This is a genomic window from Kitasatospora sp. NPDC032121 (genome assembly GCF_055580145.1).
In genome coordinates, this window is sequence record NZ_JBVILX010000027.1 from 26,164 (window position 1) to 45,678 (window position 19,515).

Below are 19,515 nucleotides of genomic sequence, written 5' to 3' on the forward strand. Positions count from 1 at the left end.
ATCCCGTCCGTCAGGTGCTCCGCCGCCGGAGGGCTCTGACGCCGAGGTCGTAGGCCATGGAGCCGAGAGCGAGAACGACCAGCGGCCACACCAGCGGGGAGTCGGGCGGCACCGTGCCGGACAGCAGGGCGCCGGCCACCGAGCCGGTGCCGGCCATCGCGGTGCAGGTCGGCGCGGCCGGCACGCGCAGCAGCAGACCGCGCTCCGCCTCCGGAGCGGGTGGGCGGCGGCTCATCGGGTCACCGCCTCGGCGCCGAGGGCGCGCTGGGTGTGCCGGTCGCCGAGGTGGCCGAGCTTGCGGCGGACGCGGTCGCCGTAGGCGGCGGGCAGGCCGAGGTCGAGGGCGGCGTCGGCCCAGGTGGCCTTGCGGGAGGGCCAGAGGTTGGCGACGGCGGCCTCCGTCGGGTCGAGGCCGCGGAGCACGGCGTCGACCCGGGGGTCGGTGAAGCCGTGGTCGAGCGCGAGCGCGCCGGCGGCGGGTTTGTCCGGGTAGACGTCCCGGACCGTTCGGCGGCGGTGTAGGAACGCAGAATCGTCAGTGGTTCGGCGTCGGTCAGATAGCTGCCGAGCCGGTCGACCCAGTCGTCGAGCAGGGCACTGATTACCGCGTCCCGACACCGCCTCGGGTCGGCGTGGCCAAGGACGTTGCGGGTGAAGTCGTCCACGGCCTCGTACCTGCCCTCGATCGCGGCCCACCGGGCCGCGAGTGCCGCCAGGAGCATCTCCTTCGTCGGCGGCTCCACCTCGAACGCGGCAAACCCGAAGCGGGTGTGCCCCAGCAGGTTCGGCTTGTCGAGGATGAACTCGACCTTCCGGTAGGTCCAGCTGATCGCGAGGGCGCCGGCCGGGATGAAGAGCAGGCCAGGGCCGCCCAGCAGCAGCGAGGAGGCGATCCCGCTGGCAGCCCAGCCCCTGGCCGCGGTTTCCATCTCGGCCCTCACGCACTTCACGGCTCGGCCGGTCCAGCCCGCGGGCTCGGCGAGCGCGGCGAGTCCGGCCCAAAGGGCGCAGCACTGGCTCGTCGTGGTCATTTCTTCTTGTTCCTCCGTCTTCCGGGGAGGTTTCCCCACCCTCTAGGGACGACGATGGACGGATCCGGCAAAGATCTTGAAGATTTTGATGTGGCGTGAGTCACATTTCGGGGTCGGCGTCGGCGTCCCGCCCGCGGATGCCCGTTGAACGTCCGGTGCCGGCGCTGATGGTTCGTCGGGCACCACCGTCTCCGCGACGAACGCCTTCTCCGCGACCCTCGCAGCCGCGACCCCGCTCAGCAGCCGTACACACGAGTCGCCGGCGGCGGAGCCAGGGGCGACATTGTCGGCGAACACTTCGAGCACGTCGACGAGGTCAATGACCGTGCCGGTGTGGGCCGCCACGTCCGGCGGGCCCGCGCGGCACCGGTCCGCAGCTGCTTCGTTGTCCGGATCATGAACGACTCCACCGCCCCGCCACGGGCACCGAGCGGGTAGCAGCGCAGCTCGCGGTCCGCGCCCGGCTCTGGGAGCAACGCGGCCCCCGACCGAACGAGGCGCGCGCGGGAGCCGGAAGGTGGCGGGGCAGCACGGAGCCCGGCCCCCTCGGGCGAGGGGGCCGCGTCGTGCGGTGCGGCAGGGCTACGCGCAGGTCACCTTGCCCGCCGGGTCGGCGGTGCAGGAGAGCGTGAAGGTGCCGTTATTCGGGTCGCTCGCGACCGGGCTGGCCGACACGCGGGTCATGGTCAGCGGGTAGCTGGTGCCCGGGGTCAGCGCGCCGACGCTGAAGGAGATCAGCGGGGTGGTCCGGTGGTGACCGGAGGCGAGGGCCCCGGTGTCACAGGTCAGCACCCGGTTCGCCGCGTCGATCGTGCAGTCGGACGGGGAGGTCGGGTTGCCGAAGGCCTCCGGGTAGCTGAGCTGGTAGCGGACCTCGGTGGCATCGCTGCGGCCCCCGTTCACCACCGTCGGGTGCACCTGGATGGTGCCGCCGACGGTGGCCTGCGAGGTCCGCAGGTCGAGGATCGGGTTGGTGGCCGGCGCGGGGTGCGACAGCGGCGAGGCGGGGCCCTGGCCGCGCGCGTTCACCGCGGTGACCTGCACCTGGGCGCCGTCCGCCTCGATCTGCGCGATCCGGTCGGCCGGGACGGCCAGCGAGGTCGCCGTGCCGGGCACGGTGCCGAGCACCGTCTCGGCGCCGGCCGGGTCGCCCGGGTCGTTCACCACGGTCACGACGTACTCCAGGATCGGGCTGCCGCCGTCGCCGGCCGCGGTCCAGCTGACGGTCGTGCCGTCCGCGTTGACCACCGGCTGCTGGGGCGCGGCCGGGAGGCTGGCGCCGTGGTGGACCGCCGCCTGGAGGGTGGCGGGCGCGCAGCCGGCCGAGCCGGCCGTGGTGGCGGTGATCACGTCGACGTAGTTGTGGGTGGGGCGCGGGTGCGGCGGGCTGTAGAGGCCGGTCTGGTCGACGCTGCCGAGCGAGCCGGGCGCCATGGACCAGGTGACCGCCTGGGTGCTGTCGCAGCCCGCCGGCCAGGTCACGTGGTACTGGTGGGTGGCCGTCAGCGCGGTGCCGGAGGCCGGTGCCTGGTCGTCCGCCGGTGCGAGCTCGCCCTTCGCCGCCGTGTCCTTCGCCGCCGCTCCGTCCGACGGCGCCAAGGCGGCCGCCGCCGATCCGCCGGACAGGGACGGTCCGGGGAACGGGCCGGGCGCCTGGTACAGGTCGAAGGTCTTGTCGTACACGACGGCGCTGAATTCGAACTTCGTCAGTTTGACGTCGAGGATGAAGGACGCTTTCACCTTCAACGGCGCCTTCACCGTCAGCCATGGATTGGCCGAGGTGTCCGCGGTCACCTCGATGGCGGGCGTGATCTCCACCTCGGGGCCGACCACCCCGTAGATCAGGACCTTGAACGCCACCGGGAAGGCGAAGGTGACCTTGGCGGCCGCGTTCAGCGTGTAGTCGAACTTGGTGACCGCGTCCTTGGTCAGGTCCTCCGTCTTGCTGTTCCCGCTGTAGTCGCGGAAGACCCGGCCGCCCATGGTCCGCTCGTAGGAGGCCGAGAAGGAGAACCTGATCGAGCCGTCGATCGAGGTCTGGGTGTAGACCGTGAGCTCGGGGCAGAACGCGATCCCGTACACGAACAGGCAGCTCTGCGGCTTGATGGTGACCAGGGCCTCGCGCTGCGTCTCGTGCTTGTAGGCGATGCCGAACTCACCGTTGATAGACGCCTTCGCGGTGGCCGTCGCGGAGAAGTCGTAGGTGAAGGTCGGCAGGGTGTACCAGGAGCCGTTGGGGTCCTGCTTGAAGTCGACGGCGGCCGCCCAGTTGGTGCTCAGGCTCAGGGCCGCGGTCAGCTTGGCGGTGACCGTGGCGCCGCCCAGCTTCTCCTTCATCTTCGGGTCGTCGTTGATCTTCTCGGCCAGGTCGAGGGTGAAGGTCTTCTCCGCGCCCGGGCCGGCGCCCTGGGACGCCATCGCGGCCTGGAACTTCGGGTTGAGCGACTTGACCCGGTAGCCCTCGGACCCGGAGGTGAGCCGGCTGCCGGTGGCGCTGAACTCGAGGTTCTGGAAGGCCTGTTGCAGCGCGGCCTGGCTGGTGGTGAGGGTCACCACGCCGCCCTCGGTGCTGATCTTGTCCACGATGCGCAGCAGGCCGGTGCGGATCAGCGGGTTGGCGCTCTCGCCGACCACGATGATGTTCTTGACCTTCAGACCGGTCACCTGCGCGGGCGGGTTGGTGAACACCACGGTGCTGCCGGTGAGCTTGGTGACGGACGCCACCGACTCCTTGGACAGGAACACCGTGCCGGCCTTCAGCGTCGGCGCGGGCGCGGCCTTGGCCGGGGCGCTGGTGGCGCCGCGGTTGCCGTCCTGCTGGAGGGCGGTGACGGTGACCGCGTACTCGACGCCCGGGGCGAGCGAGAGCAGCGTGGCCTCCTTGGCGGTGCCCGACACGGTGGCCGAGACGGTCGGCTGTCCGGCGGCGGTCGCGTCGACGGTGTACCCGGTGATGGTGTTGCCGCCGTCGTCCTGCGGCGAGTCCCAGGTCACCTTGAGCGCGCTCGGGTCGGGCTGGCTGCCGTCCGGGCCGACCGGCGGCGGTCCGGCGGAGACGTCCTGCGGGGCACTGGCCGCGTAGGCGGGCTTGGTGAGGACGGTGCCGTTGGAGTTGGCGCCGGTGGTCTGGCTGTCCGAGACGGCGGCCGGCCCGGTCCCGGCGGCGTTGGTCGCGCTGACCGTGACGAAGTAGTACCGGTTGCTGACCAGCCCGGTGACGGTGGTGCTCAGCACGTCACCGGCCACGGTGGTGGTCACGCTGGCGCCCGGGCCGTTCGGGGTCGCGGTGACGGTGTAGGCGGTCACCGGCGAGCCGTTGGGGTGGGCCGGGTTCCAGCTGGCGATCACCCCGGTGTCGCGCCCCAGGAGGCCGGCCAGGGTGGGGGCGAGCGGGGCCTTGGGCGTCTGCGGGCCGCCGATGAAGGCGGGGGACGTGCCGGAGACGACACCGCCCGCGGTGGTCTCGGTGGCCATGAACGCGTAGTTGACGTCATTGGCCAGTCCGCTGACCTCGACCACCGGCGGGTTGGCCGGGTCCGGGCGCTGCGCCCTGCCGGTGGCGACCGGCGCGCCGGTCGCGTTGCCGGAATCGTCCAGCGCGTAGGCGGCCACGTCGACGGCGGCCACGGCCTCCTGGGCGGTGTCACCCGGGGTGACGGTCACCCGCACCGTGCCGGAGGCGAACGGCTGCACCGAGTCGATCAGCGGCGCCTGCACCGCCTGCGTGGCCCGGGCCGAGCCGCTGCCCGGCCCGGCCGAGGGTGCCGCGGCCGCGCCGACCGTTCCCGCGCCCAGGCCGAGCACGACCGCGACGGCGAGCACCGCGCGTCCGCGTAAGCTCCCGGCCCGCCGTTTTCCGGCATGTCCATGCCACATGTTTCCCCGCCTTTCTGCCCACGCACGCAAGGTCCATGGGCGGGGCCCCGATTGGGCCCAGCGGATCGTATCGCTCCGGATACCGGCAGAACGATGTCCAAAGCCGCTTCAACGCAATGGATTTGGCGTCTACCGCCGATCCGGTGGAAGGCGTAGGAAAGGCCGTCGAATCGGTGCACGGGTGACCGGGGAGGACTCATGTGACGGGAGAGGTAAACCCGTGTGCCGCAGCTCACCGCCCAGCGCCGCAGGCCGCCCCGGTAGACGGTCGGCGGCGACGGCGGCGGACCGCTCGGCGAGCGCGGCCCACTGCCCATGATGCCCGGCACCACCACACACGCGTCCCTCGTCCGGTCATCGAACACCGGCGGCACCCCCCGCATACGGCACAGCACGACCGGACCCGCCATCCCCCACAGCCCTCATGCCACTGAGTCCCCAGGCCGCTCCCGCTCCGTCGCCTCCCGCGCCCGGCGGGCCCGATCCGCCTCCGCCCGCTCGACGGCCAGCAGCTCGTCGCCGTCCGGGTTGTCGAGCGCGTCGGTGAGGGTGTGCCAGCCGTCCCGGCCGAACCGCCACCAGACCTGGGCGTCGGCCCCGTGGCGGCGCGGCAGCGGCAGGGTGGCGGCCACGACCGGCAGGGCGCGGTGATGGTCGCGGGCGTGGACGGCGTCGCCGCCGTACGCGGGCGCGTGCAAGATGTCCTCGGAGGCGGCCTCGACCTCGGCCATGCGGTTGAGCAGGCGCTCGTGGTCCCGCTTGGCCTTCTCCGCCTTCTGCTGCGGGGTGAGCCGCTTGGCTCCGGGCCGGTCGCGCTTGCGGCCGGCCTCCAGGACCAGGGCGACCGGCGACAGACCCTCGCGGCCGGTCGGCGGATAGACGGTCGGCCACAGCCCCCGGGACGTGGCAACGGTCTGGGGCTACCTCAACCGACTGCGGCCGGTACTGCTGGAGTGGTCGAACCGCTACGACCACCTGCGCGAGGTCACCCGCGACGACGTCCTCGCCCAGCACCACCCTGGCGGGCCGGAGGTGCACCGGAAGTCTGATAAGCGGGCCTCGAAGCGGAATCGCTGCTACCGCCGATCGCTGTACCGTCGACCCTTGCGCCCGGCTTACTGGTCACTGAGGCCGCCATTCATTGACGGCACTTCGTTGGCTGCGACCAGGTCCCGGGTACGGCGCAGCAGTGCTCCCCGTACTTCGTCTGGGGACAGGACCTGAAGTGGGGTAGCGAGGCTGAGCAGGTATTTGGCGAGTCCGTCCGCGTCGGGGCCGCCGATGTCGACGATGGTGGTGTCGGGGCCGTCCTGGCGGTGGGTACCGACCGTCGGCGGGACCAGCCGCAGTGCTTGGTCCATGGGCAACTGGAGACGGACGGTCACGTAGAGCGGGTAGGTGCCGGTTGCAATGGACCGGGAGACGAGCAGTGCCGGGTCGGGCGGGTCGAGGAGTTCCACAGCGTGCCCGGTTGGCTGTATGTGCGCCACCCGGTCCGCCCGGAACGTCCGCCACTCGCCCCGCGTCACATCCTGGGCCACGAAGTACCAGCGTCGTCCTGTGTGCACGAGACGGTACGGGTCGACGTCCCGGGCAGTGGCCTTCCCTTCCCTGTCGCGGTACGACAGGTGGGTGCGCTCGCCCCGGCGGCACGCGGTGGCCAGTTCCAGCAGCATGCCCGGCGCGATCTGCGGCTCGTCGGGCCTGGGGGTGTGCACAAAGGCGGCGTCCATCTCACCAAGTCGGTCCGCGATCCGCGGTGGAAGGACCTGGCGCAGTTTCAGCAGCGCGGACAGCGCGGCTTGGTCGCCGCCGAGAACGCCGCTGAGTGCTGCCTCACGCAGCCCGACGGCCACGGCGAGTGCCTCTTCGTCATCGAGGATCAGTGGCGGGACCCGATTGCCGGCCCTGAGGCGGTAACCGCCCCAGGGCCCGGGGTCGGACTCGACTCCGTAGCCGAGTTCCCGGAGCCTGGCCACGTCCCGGCGCACCGTGCGCTCGGTGACCGCCATCTGGTCGGCCAGCTCACCGCAGGTCCACGAGGGCCTTGCGGACAGCAGTGAGACAAGTCGCAGCAGGCGGGCCGAAGTGCTGATCACATCGTGAAGTGTCCCGCATGACCAGGACTGAAACTGTCCTGGTCCCGTCATAGCGTCTGTTGCATGAGCACTGGAAAGACATCCGCACCCGCGATCCGCTACTCGGCCATCACTTTCGACTGCCCGGACCCCGCCGAACTGGCCCGCTTCTATGGCGATGCCCTTGGACTGCCCATCGCCTACTCGACCGACGACTTCATCCTGCTCGGCCGGGAGGGCTCGGCCGGACTTGGGTTCAACCGCTTGGCCGACTACCGACGTCCCACCTGGCCTGACCCCTCCCAGGAGAAGCAAGCCCACATCGAACTGGGGGTGGATGACCTGGATGACGCCCAGGCCTGGCTGATCTCCCAGGGCGCCGTCGAGCCAGCGGTCCAGCCGGACCCCGACCGGTGGCGGGTATTGCTGGATCCCGCAGGCCATCCGTTCTGCATCACCACTCTGGTCTGAGCATGATCGGCAGACTGATGACCATGACAGCGCACGCAGGCAGAGGCGGCGAACTCGCCGCTGTCCTGCTGCGGGTGGCGGAGAGGCTGCACGGCTTCCCAGGCTGCGAGATCTACCTGATCAGCCAGGACGCCGCCGATCCGGACACGGTGCATGTCACCGAAGTCTGGCGGGACGACGCCAGTGCGCAGGCAGCCCTCGCCGCTCCGTCGCCCGCCAACAGTCCCGCCCCCGCAGACGTCCTCGCGCTGCTGTCGACCGCGCCCCGTCGCATGGACCTCACCGTCCTGGGCGGGGTGGGTCTCCCGGCCGACGAGCAGCCCTGACGAACAAGCCGCCGCCCGTAGGCACGGCCCCGGCGCGGGGCACACGCCTACGGGCGGCGCAGAGTCATGCGGTCTCCACGATGGGTCGCGTGGCTCGGCCATCGGCGCCCCTCGGGCCCGGCACGGTGGATGCGGCGAGCTCGCGACATCCAACCGGCCCAGGGCCCCGCAGCGCCAACCCGGCGAACCTATGCGGTCACAGCACTAGCATCGGACTTCGCACGTCACTCGGGAGAGTGAAGATCGAAAGCCTGAATTGGCAGGGTTCGACCTAGAATCGGACCTCGCCCCGACGTCCGCATCGTGAGATTCCGATGCCATCGCCAGTCGGCTATCGATCTTCAAGCCCATGTGCGAAGTCCGGGACTAGCGCTGAGCGGCGACCGTCATGCGGGCGTAGCCGATGACGTGGCTGCCCATGGTGAAGGCCGTCACGGTCGCGGGGGTCGCGGCCGGCAAGCCCAGGGTCGGGACGTCCAGCGCGTACACGGTGATCTGGTAGCGGTGCGGGCCATCGCCGGCCGGCGGGCACGGGCCCAGGTAGCCGGTCCGCCCGGCGTCGTCGGTACCCGCGACCGCGCCGGCCGGCGGGGTGGCGCCCAGGGTGTCCGCACCGGCAGGGATGTCCCAGGTCAGCCAGTGCCAGAAGCCGGCGCCGGTCGGGGCGTCCGGGTCGAACATGGTGACCGCGTAGCTGCGGGTGCCGGCCGGGGCGCCGTGCCAGGACAGCTGGAACTGCCGGTTGCCGCCGGAGCAGCCGAAGGCGTCGGCCCAGGCGTCGGCCGGGAAGCCGCCGTCGCGCAGCTGCGGACTGGTGACGGTGAAGCGGGCGGCGGTGCCGGGGATGCCCGAGCGGACCCGGGTGTAGTCGAACTCCGGCTGCCGGGCGTGGTGGCCGCCGTGCGCGACGGCGGCCGTCGCGCCCAGGGCCAGGGTGCCGGCGGCGCCCAGGGCGGCGGCGGTACGGATCGACTTCCTCATCGGGAACCCTCCGGATCGGTGGTGCCGGCCGGGCCGGCGAACTGTGTGGCAGCCACCATTGCGGGACGACGGAGGGGTGGGAAGGCACTGCGGATGCTGGTATCCGGGATGCCGGCATCCGCGGTGGACAGCGCGCGCCAGCGCTGTGGATCATGGCGGGCATGGGGAACCGACCAGTCCAGCGCCACGCCGACCTCGCGGAGTTCCTGCGCGCCATGCGCGCCCGGCTGCGCCCCGAGGACCTCGGCCTGCCGAGCGCGGGCCGGCGTCGCACCCCCGGACTGCGCCGGCAGGAGGTGGCGCAGCTCGCCGCGGTCAGCATCGACTGGTACATCCGGCTCGAACAGGGACGGGTCGGCACCCCCGGCAGTGCCGTGCTGGACGCCGTCGCCGAGGCTCTGCGGCTGTCGTCGGCCGAGCGGCGCCACCTGCACCTGATCGCCCGCGGCGAGGCGCCGGTGGCGGCCCACCAGTCGGCGCCGGTCGGCCGGTCGCTGCGGGTGCTGCTGGACGGACTGCCGCTTCTGCCCGCCTACGTCGTGGACTTCCGCCTCGACGTGCTCGCCCGCAACGCCGCCGCGGCCGCGCTGTTCGGCGAGGAGTTCGGCAGCGGCTTCGCCGACAACCTCGGGCGGCTGCTGTTCCGCATGCCCGGGATCCGTGAGACGCAGCCGGACTGGGAACGGGTCGCCCGGGAGACGGTCGGCAACCTGCGGGCCGACCTGGCCCGCCACCGCGGGGACGCCCGGCTGCGTGCCGTGATCGACGAACTGCGCGAGCACAGCACCGAGTTCGCATGCTGGTGGGACGACCACGCGGTGCAGGAGCGGGCCCACGGCGAGAAGCGGGTGCGTCATCCGCAGGTCGGTGACCTGGCGGTGCGCTACGACGTGCTGGCCACCCTGGACGGTTCGGACCAGCGACTGATGGTGGTCACCCCGGCGGATCCGGCCGCCGAGCGGGCGCTGCGCCGCCTGGTCGCCGCCCGGGCGAACCGGCTGGGCGGCGCGGCGGTGCACGCGATCGCGGTGTGACGGGGGCGGGGTGCGCGCGGCTCGAAGGCTCGATCCGTGCGCCGTGTCCATCGCCCGCGTGCTACCAGTGTGCTGCTGCCCAGGCCGACGAGGAGGAGGATCGCGCCGAGCGCCAGCCAGCCGGGCAGGCCCATTACGAGCGGCAGCAGGGTCATCACGGCAGGGGCGAGCGCTGTGGCTGCCCCGCTGCCCGGCCCGAACACCCCGGCGTACTGTCCCTGGAGGCGGGCTGGGGCCAGGCCGTAGCAGTACTCGGTCGAGGCGGCCGCGTACCAGAGTTCGCCGAGGGTGAAGACGGCCATGCCGGCGACGAGGAATCCTGTCGCCGCCCACGGGGAGGCTCCGGCGGCCGGCGCCATGAGTGCGAGCCCGATGGCGAAGGCGGCGCCGGCCCAGGCCATCCGCCGCCCGGCCGCTGGTGTGTCGTGCACCCCGCGGCTGGCCCTGACCTGGAACAGCACCACGAGGACCATGTTGAGCACCAGGACGCCCGAGACCATCCATCTCGGCGCGTTCGTGCGGTCGACGATCCACAGTGGCAGGAGGATCCGGGGACTGTGTGGTTCAGCGACAGCACCGCGCTCACCGCGGTGGCGCTCAGGTAGACGCGGTCGCGCAGCGCCGTCCAGCCGCGTGCGTCGGTGGGGGCGGGCTGGGCCGGGTCGTCGGCAACCGCATCATGATGAGCGCACAGCCGAGGTAGGCCAGTGCCCGGCCGACCACCACGCACAGGTAGACGGGTCTGGTGTCGGTCTGGACGGCGAAGCCGGCGGCGACCGCGCCCAGTGCGAGGGCCAGGTTGGTCACCGACCGCAGGTAGCTGATGAAGATCGTGGGGTTGCCGGTGGCGACCCCACGGACGAGCGGTGCCCTGCTGGCCTCACCGGCGGGGATGATCATCCCGGCGACCAGGGACACGGCGATGTAGGACCAGAACGGGCCGACCAGGAGGAAGCTGGAGATCGCCACCCCACCGCAGAGCATCACCGAGACGTGCGTGCGTCTGGGCCCGTACTCGTCGGCCGCCCGCCCTACCAGGACACCCGCCAGCAGGCCCGCCACCGCTCAGGCGCCGCGACCATCGGGCCGTCGTCGACCTCGGTATCCCCACTCGCAACCAGCCTCCACAGCCCCGCTGACCCGGCCATGACTGCCCACCACAATCAGGAGGAACAGGGAAGGAATGAGCTGCAACAATCAGCGCATGACCAACCAGGAGATCGTCTTCGACTGCCGGCGCCTCGCTGATCGTGGCGTGCTCGAAGTCGTCCCGTGCATCGGCGGAACACCACTCACCGACTTGATCGACCAGTTCGAGACGAACGCTGGGATGCAACCGGCCGGAAACGCCTACGGGGGCCTTATTCCGCAGTTCTTCCGATTCGGCCCGATGGAAGACCATTTCCATGGACGATCCACCGGAGCGATGGGGCCGAAGACGCCCGTGCTCGGCTGCGAATGCGGTGAGTGGGGATGCTGGCCGCTCATGGCCAGCATCACAGTGACTCCTGACCACGTGACCTGGGACTCCTTCGAACAACCCCACCGCAAGAAACGCGACTACTCGGGGTTCGGCCCGTTTCAGTTCGACCGCCTTCAATACGCTGACGCCGTGAAAGTTCTGAGTGACGGCACTGGGCTCTGACGAGACGTGAGCACAACCCATCGGCTCATCACGGGAAGAAGAAGTCGTGTTTGACCACATCATCGGGCTAAGCCCCGAGGAGGCCGCACGCTGGGCCGCGCTGGTCGATCAGTCCCGACCAGTCCTTGAGAGCGACGGAATGGAGGCTGTCCAGGCCCTCCTTGCCGAGCGCGGCATGAGCATCATCCAGGCGATCGCAATCACCCGGGCCCTACTGGGGAATGCGGAGACACCGCTTCGAGTCGCCATCGACACCGTGGCCACGAGCAAAGCTCGGCAATAAGTTCAGAGAATACGGCCTGGACGTCCTCTACTGCCGGCCCGGCATCGGCGGCGCCCACGAGAAGGGCGGCGTCGAGGGCCAGATCGGCTGGTTCCGCCGCAACCACCTGGTCCCCGTCCCCGACGTCGCGACGCTGGCCGACCTCACCACGGTGATCGACCGATGGGACGAAGAGGACGAGGCCCGCCGGAACCGCTCCAGGCCCCGCACCATCGGCGAGTACTTCGCCGCCGAGCGGCCGTTGCTGACGTCGTTGCCGGACGAGCCGTTCGAGACGGGCCGGCTATTCACCCCGCGGGTCGACCGCTACAGCCAGGTCGGGGTGCGCAACAACCGCTACTCGGTGCCGGTCAGGCTGATCGGCCGGACAGTGAGGGTGGTGCTCCACGCCTCCGAACTGGTCGTCTTCGACGGCCGGGAGGAAGTCGCCCGACACGAGCGGCTGATCGCCAAGGGAGGCACCCGCCTTGATCTGGACCACTACCTGGAGGCCCTGGTCCGCAAGCCCGGTGCTCTGCCCGGGGCGACCGCGCGCGGTCGTGGAAGCCGTCCCGGCCGGGCCGCGGCCACGGACGTCCGGCGCGCCGCCCCACCGATCCCGATGGCCCGTCGCCCCGGTGCTTCCGAGTGCCGGATCCGTCCGGTACCGGCCCCCGGGAGACCTCGTGCGGGCGGCCCGGGCCGACCTACGGTGGTGGGGTGAGCGACGAGACGAACGGGTGCACCGGGCGGGTCCTGGTCCTGGTGCTGCCCGAGGTGAACCTGCTGGACCTCGGTGGCCCTGTGCAGGTGTTCGACGCCGCGGCGCATTTCGGCGGCGGCTACCGGCTGGAGTACGTCGGCGAAACAGACGGTCTGCGGTCCGCCCAGGGCCTGCGGCTGGCCGGTCTGGCACCGCTGCCGACGACCCGGCCGACGGCCGGCGACCTGGTGCTCGTACCGGGGCCCCGGCTGACCGGATCCGACCGGCTGGTCGCGCCCGCCGTGGTGCGCTGGGTCCGCGGGGCCTACGACGCGGGTGCCCGGGTGGCGTCGGTGTGCAGCGGTGCCGCCGTCCTGGGGGAAGCGGGACTGCTGGACGGCAGGGCGTGCACGACCCACTGGTCGCTCACCTCGGCGATGCGCGAGCGGTACCCGCGGGCCCGGGTACGCGAGGCCGCGCTCTACGTGCACGACGGGCGGGTCAGCACCAGTGCGGGGATCTCCTCGGGGATCGATCTCGCGCTGTCCCTGGTCGAGCGGGACCGCGGCCCGGAACTGGCCGCGCGTGTCGCCCGCGAACTGGTGCTGTACCTGCGGCGGGACGGGGACGCGGTGCAGATCAGTCCGTTCCTGCGGCACCGCGACCACGTCCAGCCCGCGGTGCACCGGGTGCAGGACCACCTGGCCCAGCACCTGGACGCCGCCTTCACCCTGCGGGAACTCGCCGGCGTCGCCGGGCTGCCCTCGCGCGGTCTGACGCGGGCCTTCACCGCGGCCACCGGGCTCACCCCGTTCGCCTACCAGCGGCAACTGCGGCTGGAGCGGGCCCGCACCCTGCTGTCCGGTACCGACCTGACGGTGGAGGCGGTCGCGGCCCGCTGCGGCTTCCGCGACGCGCGGCAGCTGCGCCGGGTGGTCGCCGACGCCTTCGGAGCCCCTCCCTCACGGCTGCGCGCACCGCTGGGGCCGACCTCCTGACGGACCCGGCCCCTGTGGGAGGGCCGTCTCTCCGCCCCTCCCCCGGCCTCTCCGCTTTCGCGTCTCCACGGGTTTCCCCGTTTCCACGAAGCCGTTTCCACGAGGTCCGACGGCACCACGCTGCCGATCGGCGCCCGGATTGTCGAGGTATGTCTTGTCCGAAGTGAGTTCCGAAGTGAGTTCCGAGGCGCGCAAGGGGCACCGGGCCCTGCGCCGTATCGGCTGGGTGCTGCTGGCCACGGCGCTGTCCGCGGCGTCCTTCACGGGGATCGCCTTCGCGGGGGTGAGCGCGTCGATGGCCGACAGCTTCGCCGCCGCCCCCCGCGGATCCGGTGCCAGGGCGTGGCCGGCCCCCCGGCCGGTGCCGCCCGGCCGGATCACGGTGGCGGTCGCGGTCTCCAACGCGGGCTCGGTGGCCACCGACGTACTCGCGCCCTACCAGGTGTTCGCCGAGTCGCGGGAGATGTTCGTCTACACGGTGGCCGCCGAACGCCGTGTCAGCCCGCTGTCCGGCGGCGCCCATCTGCTGCCCGACCACACGCTGGCCGAGGTGGCGGACGGCACCCTGCCGGAACCCGACGTGGTGGTCGTGCCCGCGGTGACCGATCCCACCGGCGCGGGCGAGGAGGGCCTGCGCCGGTGGATCGTCGAACGCCACCGAAAGGGCGCCCGGATCCTCGGGGTGTGCGCGGGCTCCGAGCTGCTGGCCGCCTCCGGTCTGCTCGACGGCCGCGACGCCACGTCGTTCTGGTCCAACATCGGCTCCCTGGAACGCAGTTATCCGAAGGTCAACTGGAAGCGCGGGCAGCGCTACGTCGAGGACGAGCGGGTGACCACCACCGCGGGCGTCACCTCCGGCACCGTGGGCGCCCTGCGGGTGGTCGAGGAACTGGTCGGCCAGACGGAAGCGACCCGTATCGGCACCGGGCTGTCCTACCCCGGCTGGACTCCGGACGGACCGACCGCGATACCGGCCAACCACCTGGCTCTCGGCGATCTTCCGTACGCCCTCAACGCCGCGTTCCCGTGGCTGCGACCCACCACGGCCATCGGTCTGGTCGACGGGGTCGAGGAGATCGACGCGGCCGCGGCCGTCGAAGGGTACGGCGGGGTCTCCTTCGCCACCCGCACGGTGGTGATCGGCGCCGGCAACACCGTCACCACCCGCCACGGCCTGGTCCTCGTCACCCGGCCGGCGACGGGGGACGCCCACGGCGCGGACCGCTTCGTGGTGCCCGGCGTCAGGGACGCCTCCGGCCTCGGCACCGCGCTGAGCGACTGGGCCCGCCGCAACGGGCTCAGCCCCGAACTGCCCGACGGGGGACGGCGGCCCGGGGAGTTCGGCTTCGATCCCGTCCTGCGGGACCTCGCCGAGCACAGCGACCGCCGTACGGCGCTGGCCACCGCGAAGTTCTCCGAGTACCCCTCGGCCCATCTGGAGCTGACGGGCGCGCCCTGGCCCTGGCGCTCCACCCTGCTGGCCGCGGCGACGGTCGTCCTGAGCGTGGGAGTTGGGCTGGCACCGACGGCCACACGCCGGGCGATGCGACGGCGGCGCCTCCCACGGCGTCCGGCGGCGTAGTCCCCGGACGCCGTGGGCACGCCGGCGCGCAGCAGTGCTGCGGGAAAGGGGCGTGGTTGCGGTTCTCGTCGGGGAGGCGCGCCCCGCCGGGCCCGTCCTGCTGGCGGGCCACGGCTCGGACCGGACCAACAAGCGGGTCAAGCGGCTGGTGGCCGAGCTGGAGGCGGTTGATTGATTCAGGCCCTGCGAGTTCAAGGCCCATACCGGCCAGGACGGCGAGGAGTGCGGCATCCTCTGCAACGCCCGGCTCCTGTCGGAAGGGATCGGACTGTCAGTCCGGTGATCTGCTCGACGAAGGTCGGCCGCCCACACAACGTCGGCGCGGTGGTGGTCGGCCATCGTGTATCCGACGACCTCACGGCTGGCAAGAGCGCTACAAGGTCGAGCCGGGATCGAGGGCACGATCTCGCAGGCCGTCCAACGTTGCGGCCTGCGCAGATCCCGCTACCAGGGCCCGGCGAAGACCAGCCTCCAGCACCAGCTCAACCGACGCCGCCATCAACCTCGCTCGCATCGACGCCCACCTCACCCACACACCCCGGGCCCGCACCCGCCACTTCGCAGCACTTCGTCCCGCCGACCAACCGGTCGGCGGGACGAGGCCATCCCTGTGCGTTCCCCGCGGGTGCCGGTCGTTGCCCCCGGATGACGCCCTCGATCTACGCGGCGTTCGTCCTGGACGCGTAACTCCAGCAGCGCCAGAAGCCGTGTCCGGACGGTGCGCAGTCCTGCCACCGGGCAGTTGCCCCAGTTGTCGGCGGCGTGGGCCTGGCAGGGCACTGCGGTCTTCTTCTTCGTCGTCATGGCGCCACCCTGGCCCGGGCGGCTGTGGACAGCGGCGCTGACGACACAGCAGCTCGACCAGTTCGCCGCGCTCAGACTCGACACCAGCGGGCCCAGAGCCCGCCGAGACGCGCACCAGGCCGTCCCTGCCCGCCCGTGCCCGCCGTGCGCGAGGAACCGGCGACCGGGTCCGGTGGGGGCTGCCTGGCGGCCTTCTGAGGCCGCCGGCGCGCCCCGGCCCCCGCCCCACCGCGAGCGGCCAGCACGAGCCGGACGCGAGAGAAGAAAGGCCCGCCGCAGGCGCAGCGGACCCTTAACGCCACCTCCCCACCCAACCAGCCGACGACCACCCACAGGGAAAGGGAAGGAGAGGGTTGTCGGGGTGGTGAGTTTCACCTCGACGGGCCGCTCACCATGGCCGCTGACCTGTGGTTTCATCCGGAACGCGGGCGCTGGGGCGCGGGGTTGGGCGGCCACCTGACCCGGTTCACAGAAGTTTGACGTCGTCTCACCGAAGTTTGACCGATCCTCCGAGGAGCTGGGAGCTGGCTCGAAATCCCCAGGCACTCCCACCAGGTCATCTGTCATCCTCGGCCGTGTGCCAGCTCGTAACCGCCGCCTGCCGCGGCACCTGTCGTGGCCCCTCACGTCGACGGACATCAGCTCCGGTGTCGGAGAGGCGCCGTCCGATGCCCTGCAGCTCAGCTTCGGCAGCCTCGGCTCGGCGGACGGGACCCTCCTCACGGCCTCCTGGAAGCCACCCATTGGCTCGAACTACGGCAACGGCCCACACCCCTGCTGGTGGTCGAGTGTCTGGATCGTCGTCGTCCCCGTCCCGAGCAGCGAGCGGGCCGCCGCCCGTCGAATCCTGCCGACTACGACGGAGTCCTGCCATGCCCCCTTCGCAGCATCAGCAGCAGGACCGCCAGGCCCAGCGACGCCTGGCGGTCCTGCGACACGCCGAGGAGGTCACCGGGAACGTCTCGCTGACCTGCCGGTACTACGGAATCAGCCGCAACTGCTTCTACCGGTGGCAACGGCGCTACCAGGAGGAAGGCATCGAGGGCCTGCGCGACCGCTCCAGCACGCCGCACCACAGCCCCAACGCCACCGACGCCGACGTCGTGAACAAGATCGTCTATCTGCGGCAGAACTACCACTTCGGTCCAATGAAGATCCAGATGTACCTCAAGCGGTACCACGACATCGACATCGCCTGCTCCGCCGTCTACCGCATCCTCAAGCGGCTGGGTCTGAACCGGCTGCCCTCCTCCCAGCGCTACAAACGCCACGACCAGCGCCACACCCGCTACGAGAAGCAGCTGCCCGGCAACCGGGTCCAGATCGACGTCAAGTTCATCGAACCGATCGGCGTCCCGGCACAGACGGCGTCCCCGGAGCCTGTCCCGGTCACCGGCACGGCTCCCAAGCCCCGCCGCCGGGCGAAGTACTACCGGTTCACCGCGATCGACGACTGCACCAGACTGCGCGTCCTGCGGATCTACCCGCGGTGCGACCAGAAGACCGCCGTCCAGTTCCTTGACTACGTCCTGGAGCGGCTGCCATTCCGCGTCGAAGTCATCCAGACGGACAACGGCGCGGAGTTCCAGTCCGGCTCTCACTGGCACGTGCTCGACAAAGGCATCGCCCACACCTACATCAAGCCGGCATCACCGCACCTCAACGGCAAGGTCGAACGCTCACACCGCATCGACGCCGAGGAGTTCTACCGCATGCTCGCCGGTGTCGTCATCGACGACACCGGCGAGCTCAACGACAAACTCCGAGAATGGGAGGACTACTACGACTTCCACCGCCCCCACGGCGCACTCGGCGGCCGGACGCCCTACGAGCGCCTCAGCAGAAGACCGAGACCCACGTGTAACCAAGCTCCAGCACACCTAGGGCGCTCAGGCGCCCGCAGGCACCTTGTCGAGGAAGCCGAAGACGCTCTTGACCTTCCCGGCCGCGTCGGTCGCCAGCACGTCGAAACCGATGACGATGTTCTCGCCACCGCCGGCGGGCACCAACTCCCACTGGAAGCGCGTGATGTTGTGGTTGGAGTCGGCCGCGCCGAACACCTTGAACTCCAGGCCCTTGAACTGGTCACGGGCGCCGGCGATGACGGCGCCGATGTCCTGGTGCCCCGCCACGTCGGCCAGCGGGTCGGTGTACGTGGCGTCCGCGGTGAACAGTTCGGCGATCGCCGCGGCGCGCTTGTCGTCGTCCGCCTCGTTCCAGATGGCGATGTAGCGGCCGGCCAGGTCGGTCAGATCACTCACCGTTACTCCTTGGTCGTCTTGAATCGGCTGATGCTGGGAATCCTGACCCGAGCCAGTCGTCCGGTCCATGACCTCACAGGTCATGGGGCCCGGGACACGGCCCCATAGACTCGCGGACATGAGCACTGCAGTCGAAGCTCCGCCGGTCGGTGCACTCCTGCGAACCTGGCGTGAAAGGCGCCGGTTCAGCCAGCAGGAGCTGTCCAACCGATCACGGGTCTCTACCCGACACCTCAGCCGAGTGGAGACCGGCAGGGCGCACCCGACGCCGGAGATGCTGATGCACCTCTCCGACAATCTGGATGTGCCGCTGCGGGATCGCAACCGGCTTCTGCTGGCCGCAGGCTACGCACCGCGCTATCAAGATCACCAACTGGACGACGCATCGATCGCGGTGGTGATGGACGGTCTACGCCGACTCCTCGACGCCCATATGCCGTACCCCGCGCTGCTGTTGGACGATCACTGGGACATCGTCGACGCCAACGCCGCCGTTGACCAGCTGCTGGCCGGTTGCGCGCCGGAACTGCTGGAGCCACCGATCAATGTGGTCCGGGTCTGTCTGCATCCGGACGGGCTGGCCGGCCGGATCGGCAATCTCAAGGAGTGGGGCGGCCATCTGCTGCAGCAGGTGAGCCACCGTGCCGAGCGCACCCATGACCAGCGCCACTACGATCTCGCCGCGGAGATCGTCGGCTACCTCGACAGACCCGATGCCGCCGCCCCCTTCGCGGGGCCGGTGGTCACCCTCGAAATCGATGTGAACGGCAGCTCGCTGCGGTTCTTCAGCACCGTCTCCACCCTCAGCACCGCCACGGATGCCGCCCTGGAAGGGCTTCATCTGGAGACGTTCCTGCCGGCCGACGACGAGACTCGACGCCTGTTCGATCAGCGATAGACCTTGCCGGAAGGGTTCCGCCGCACACCCGGCTCACGGCATCGGAGCACGCCCCGGTCGGCGTCCTCGTCGACGACGATGCGGCAGTGGGACCGCCGCCGCCCGGTGCGGGCGGCGGCGGGCGGGTCGCGGGTGCTCGCGCGGCCCCGGTCAGGCCGCGTCGAGGTCGAAGGTCGAGCCGCGCCGGGGGCCCGCGGTCACATCGAGCTGCGGGTCGACGGAGAGGATGGCCTGGTGCAGGCGGGTTGCGGTAGACGTCGAGCGCCGAGGCCTGCCGGCCCGAGCGGTACAGCGCCACCATAGGCCTGCGAGTGCCCTTGAAGAGCTCGGTGCGCGGGTCGTGGCCGATCGCGAGAAGGTACGCCGGGCGCGGGCGCCCGGCGAAACCGAACCACCGCACCATGACGCCGGCGATGGCAGCGTGCTGGAGCGGAAAGCTGCCCTGGGCGGGTGGTGTCGGGGGGGGGGGGGGGGGGGGGGGGGGGGGGGGGGGGGGGGGGGGGGGGGGGGAGGGGGGGGGGCGGGGGGGGGGGAGGGGGGGGGGGGGGGGGGGGTGTCGGAGCGG

The 19,515-nt window shown here is 71.3% G+C and carries 18 protein-coding genes and 3 pseudogenes; 12 read left to right on the plus strand and 9 right to left on the minus strand.

What is annotated here, in order from left to right; all coding sequences use genetic code 11:
* Positions 1–10 precede the first annotated feature (10 nt).
* Together ACZ5OX_RS36695 and ACZ5OX_RS36700 are read right to left on the minus strand one after the other, a co-directional pair.
* A complete protein-coding gene (locus ACZ5OX_RS36695; protein ID WP_465636247.1) occupies positions 11–235 on the minus strand; it encodes a hypothetical protein in 225 nt (74 codons plus the stop codon).
* Positions 232–423, minus strand: coding sequence for a hypothetical protein (locus ACZ5OX_RS36700; protein ID WP_465636249.1), 192 nt, complete (start codon positions 421–423; stop codon positions 232–234). The genes ACZ5OX_RS36695 and ACZ5OX_RS36700 overlap by 4 nt, the downstream gene beginning before the upstream one ends.
* A gap of 228 nt (positions 424–651) precedes the next feature.
* Between ACZ5OX_RS36700 and ACZ5OX_RS36705 the strand changes: the two genes are divergently transcribed.
* A complete protein-coding gene (locus tag ACZ5OX_RS36705; RefSeq protein WP_465636250.1) occupies positions 652–819 on the plus strand; it encodes a hypothetical protein in 168 nt (55 codons plus the stop codon).
* Positions 820–1,613: 794 nt separating this feature from the next.
* Here ACZ5OX_RS36705 and ACZ5OX_RS36710 read toward each other — a convergent pair.
* The 3 genes from ACZ5OX_RS36710 to ACZ5OX_RS36720 all read right to left on the minus strand — a co-directional run bounded on the left by ACZ5OX_RS36710 (position 1,614) and on the right by ACZ5OX_RS36720 (position 7,006).
* Positions 1,614–4,853, minus strand: coding sequence for a fibronectin type III domain-containing protein (locus tag ACZ5OX_RS36710; protein WP_465636252.1), 3,240 nt, complete (start codon positions 4,851–4,853; stop codon positions 1,614–1,616).
* Positions 4,854–5,329: 476 nt separating this feature from the next.
* Positions 5,330–5,638 (minus strand): hypothetical protein, encoded by a 309-nt coding sequence (locus tag ACZ5OX_RS36715; RefSeq protein ID WP_465636254.1) that lies wholly within the window; start codon positions 5,636–5,638, stop codon positions 5,330–5,332.
* A gap of 384 nt (positions 5,639–6,022) precedes the next feature.
* Complete coding sequence (locus ACZ5OX_RS36720; protein WP_465636256.1) at positions 6,023–7,006, minus strand: helix-turn-helix transcriptional regulator; 984 nt, start codon at positions 7,004–7,006, stop codon at positions 6,023–6,025.
* A 63-nt stretch (positions 7,007–7,069) separates the two neighbouring features.
* Here ACZ5OX_RS36720 and ACZ5OX_RS36725 point away from each other — a divergent pair, with 63 nt between their 5' ends.
* A complete protein-coding gene (locus tag ACZ5OX_RS36725) occupies positions 7,070–7,456 on the plus strand; it encodes a VOC family protein (RefSeq protein WP_465636257.1) in 387 nt (128 codons plus the stop codon).
* 2 nt (positions 7,457–7,458) lie between these two features.
* On the plus strand, positions 7,459–7,782 hold the full coding sequence (locus tag ACZ5OX_RS36730; RefSeq protein WP_465636259.1) for a putative quinol monooxygenase: 324 nt from the start codon (positions 7,459–7,461) through the stop codon (positions 7,780–7,782).
* Positions 7,783–8,148: 366 nt separating this feature from the next.
* Here ACZ5OX_RS36730 and ACZ5OX_RS36735 read toward each other — a convergent pair whose 3' ends face one another.
* Positions 8,149–8,763 carry a YbhB/YbcL family Raf kinase inhibitor-like protein gene (locus tag ACZ5OX_RS36735; protein WP_465636261.1) on the minus strand — a complete coding sequence of 205 codons (615 nt, stop codon included), beginning with the start codon at positions 8,761–8,763 and terminating at the stop codon, positions 8,149–8,151.
* 161 nt (positions 8,764–8,924) lie between these two features.
* On the opposite strand from ACZ5OX_RS36735, the gene ACZ5OX_RS36740 reads away from it, so the two are divergent.
* Positions 8,925–9,797 carry a helix-turn-helix transcriptional regulator gene (locus ACZ5OX_RS36740; protein ID WP_465636263.1) on the plus strand — a complete coding sequence of 291 codons (873 nt, stop codon included), beginning with the start codon at positions 8,925–8,927 and terminating at the stop codon, positions 9,795–9,797.
* A gap of 597 nt (positions 9,798–10,394) precedes the next feature.
* Here ACZ5OX_RS36740 and ACZ5OX_RS36745 read toward each other — a convergent pair.
* Positions 10,395–10,859, minus strand: a complete 465-nt coding sequence (locus ACZ5OX_RS36745; RefSeq protein ID WP_465636264.1) for a hypothetical protein — start codon at positions 10,857–10,859, stop codon at positions 10,395–10,397.
* 142 nt (positions 10,860–11,001) lie between these two features.
* On the opposite strand from ACZ5OX_RS36745, the gene ACZ5OX_RS36750 reads away from it, so the two are divergent.
* The 7 genes and pseudogenes from ACZ5OX_RS36750 to ACZ5OX_RS36780 all read left to right on the plus strand — a co-directional run.
* Positions 11,002–11,442: a hypothetical protein gene (locus ACZ5OX_RS36750; RefSeq protein ID WP_465636266.1), complete on the plus strand. Its 441-nt coding sequence runs from the start codon at positions 11,002–11,004 to the stop codon at positions 11,440–11,442.
* Positions 11,443–11,663: 221 nt separating this feature from the next.
* Positions 11,664–12,428: a Mu transposase domain-containing protein gene (locus ACZ5OX_RS36755; protein WP_465636268.1), complete on the plus strand. Its 765-nt coding sequence runs from the start codon at positions 11,664–11,666 to the stop codon at positions 12,426–12,428.
* The gene (locus ACZ5OX_RS36760) at positions 12,425–13,405 is read left to right on the plus strand and encodes a GlxA family transcriptional regulator (RefSeq protein WP_465636270.1); all 981 of its coding nucleotides are present in this window, start codon (positions 12,425–12,427) and stop codon (positions 13,403–13,405) included. The genes ACZ5OX_RS36755 and ACZ5OX_RS36760 overlap by 4 nt, the downstream gene beginning before the upstream one ends.
* Positions 13,406–13,580: 175 nt before the next feature.
* Positions 13,581–14,987, plus strand: a complete 1,407-nt coding sequence (locus ACZ5OX_RS36765) for a DJ-1/PfpI family protein (protein ID WP_465636272.1) — start codon at positions 13,581–13,583, stop codon at positions 14,985–14,987.
* A 52-nt stretch (positions 14,988–15,039) separates the two neighbouring features.
* The gene (locus ACZ5OX_RS36770) at positions 15,040–15,162 is read left to right on the plus strand and encodes a hypothetical protein (RefSeq protein WP_465636274.1); all 123 of its coding nucleotides are present in this window, start codon (positions 15,040–15,042) and stop codon (positions 15,160–15,162) included.
* Between the two features lie 187 nt (positions 15,163–15,349).
* Positions 15,350–15,589 (plus strand): annotated as a pseudogene (locus ACZ5OX_RS36775) (transposase); the annotation flags it as partial.
* Positions 15,590–16,663: 1,074 nt separating this feature from the next.
* Positions 16,664–17,638: pseudogene (locus ACZ5OX_RS36780) on the plus strand (IS481 family transposase); the annotation flags it as partial.
* A gap of 42 nt (positions 17,639–17,680) precedes the next feature.
* Here ACZ5OX_RS36780 and ACZ5OX_RS36785 read toward each other — a convergent pair.
* Positions 17,681–18,172 carry a nuclear transport factor 2 family protein gene (locus tag ACZ5OX_RS36785; protein ID WP_465636322.1) on the minus strand — a complete coding sequence of 164 codons (492 nt, stop codon included), beginning with the start codon at positions 18,170–18,172 and terminating at the stop codon, positions 17,681–17,683.
* On the opposite strand from ACZ5OX_RS36785, the gene ACZ5OX_RS36790 reads away from it, so the two are divergent.
* A complete protein-coding gene (locus tag ACZ5OX_RS36790; protein WP_465636276.1) occupies positions 18,171–18,950 on the plus strand; it encodes a helix-turn-helix domain-containing protein in 780 nt (259 codons plus the stop codon). The two genes, ACZ5OX_RS36785 and ACZ5OX_RS36790, sit on opposite strands and share 2 nt — an antisense overlap.
* A gap of 150 nt (positions 18,951–19,100) precedes the next feature.
* Here ACZ5OX_RS36790 and ACZ5OX_RS36795 read toward each other — a convergent pair.
* Positions 19,101–19,288 (minus strand): annotated as a pseudogene (locus ACZ5OX_RS36795) (BTAD domain-containing putative transcriptional regulator); the annotation flags it as partial.
* Positions 19,289–19,515 lie beyond the last annotated feature (227 nt).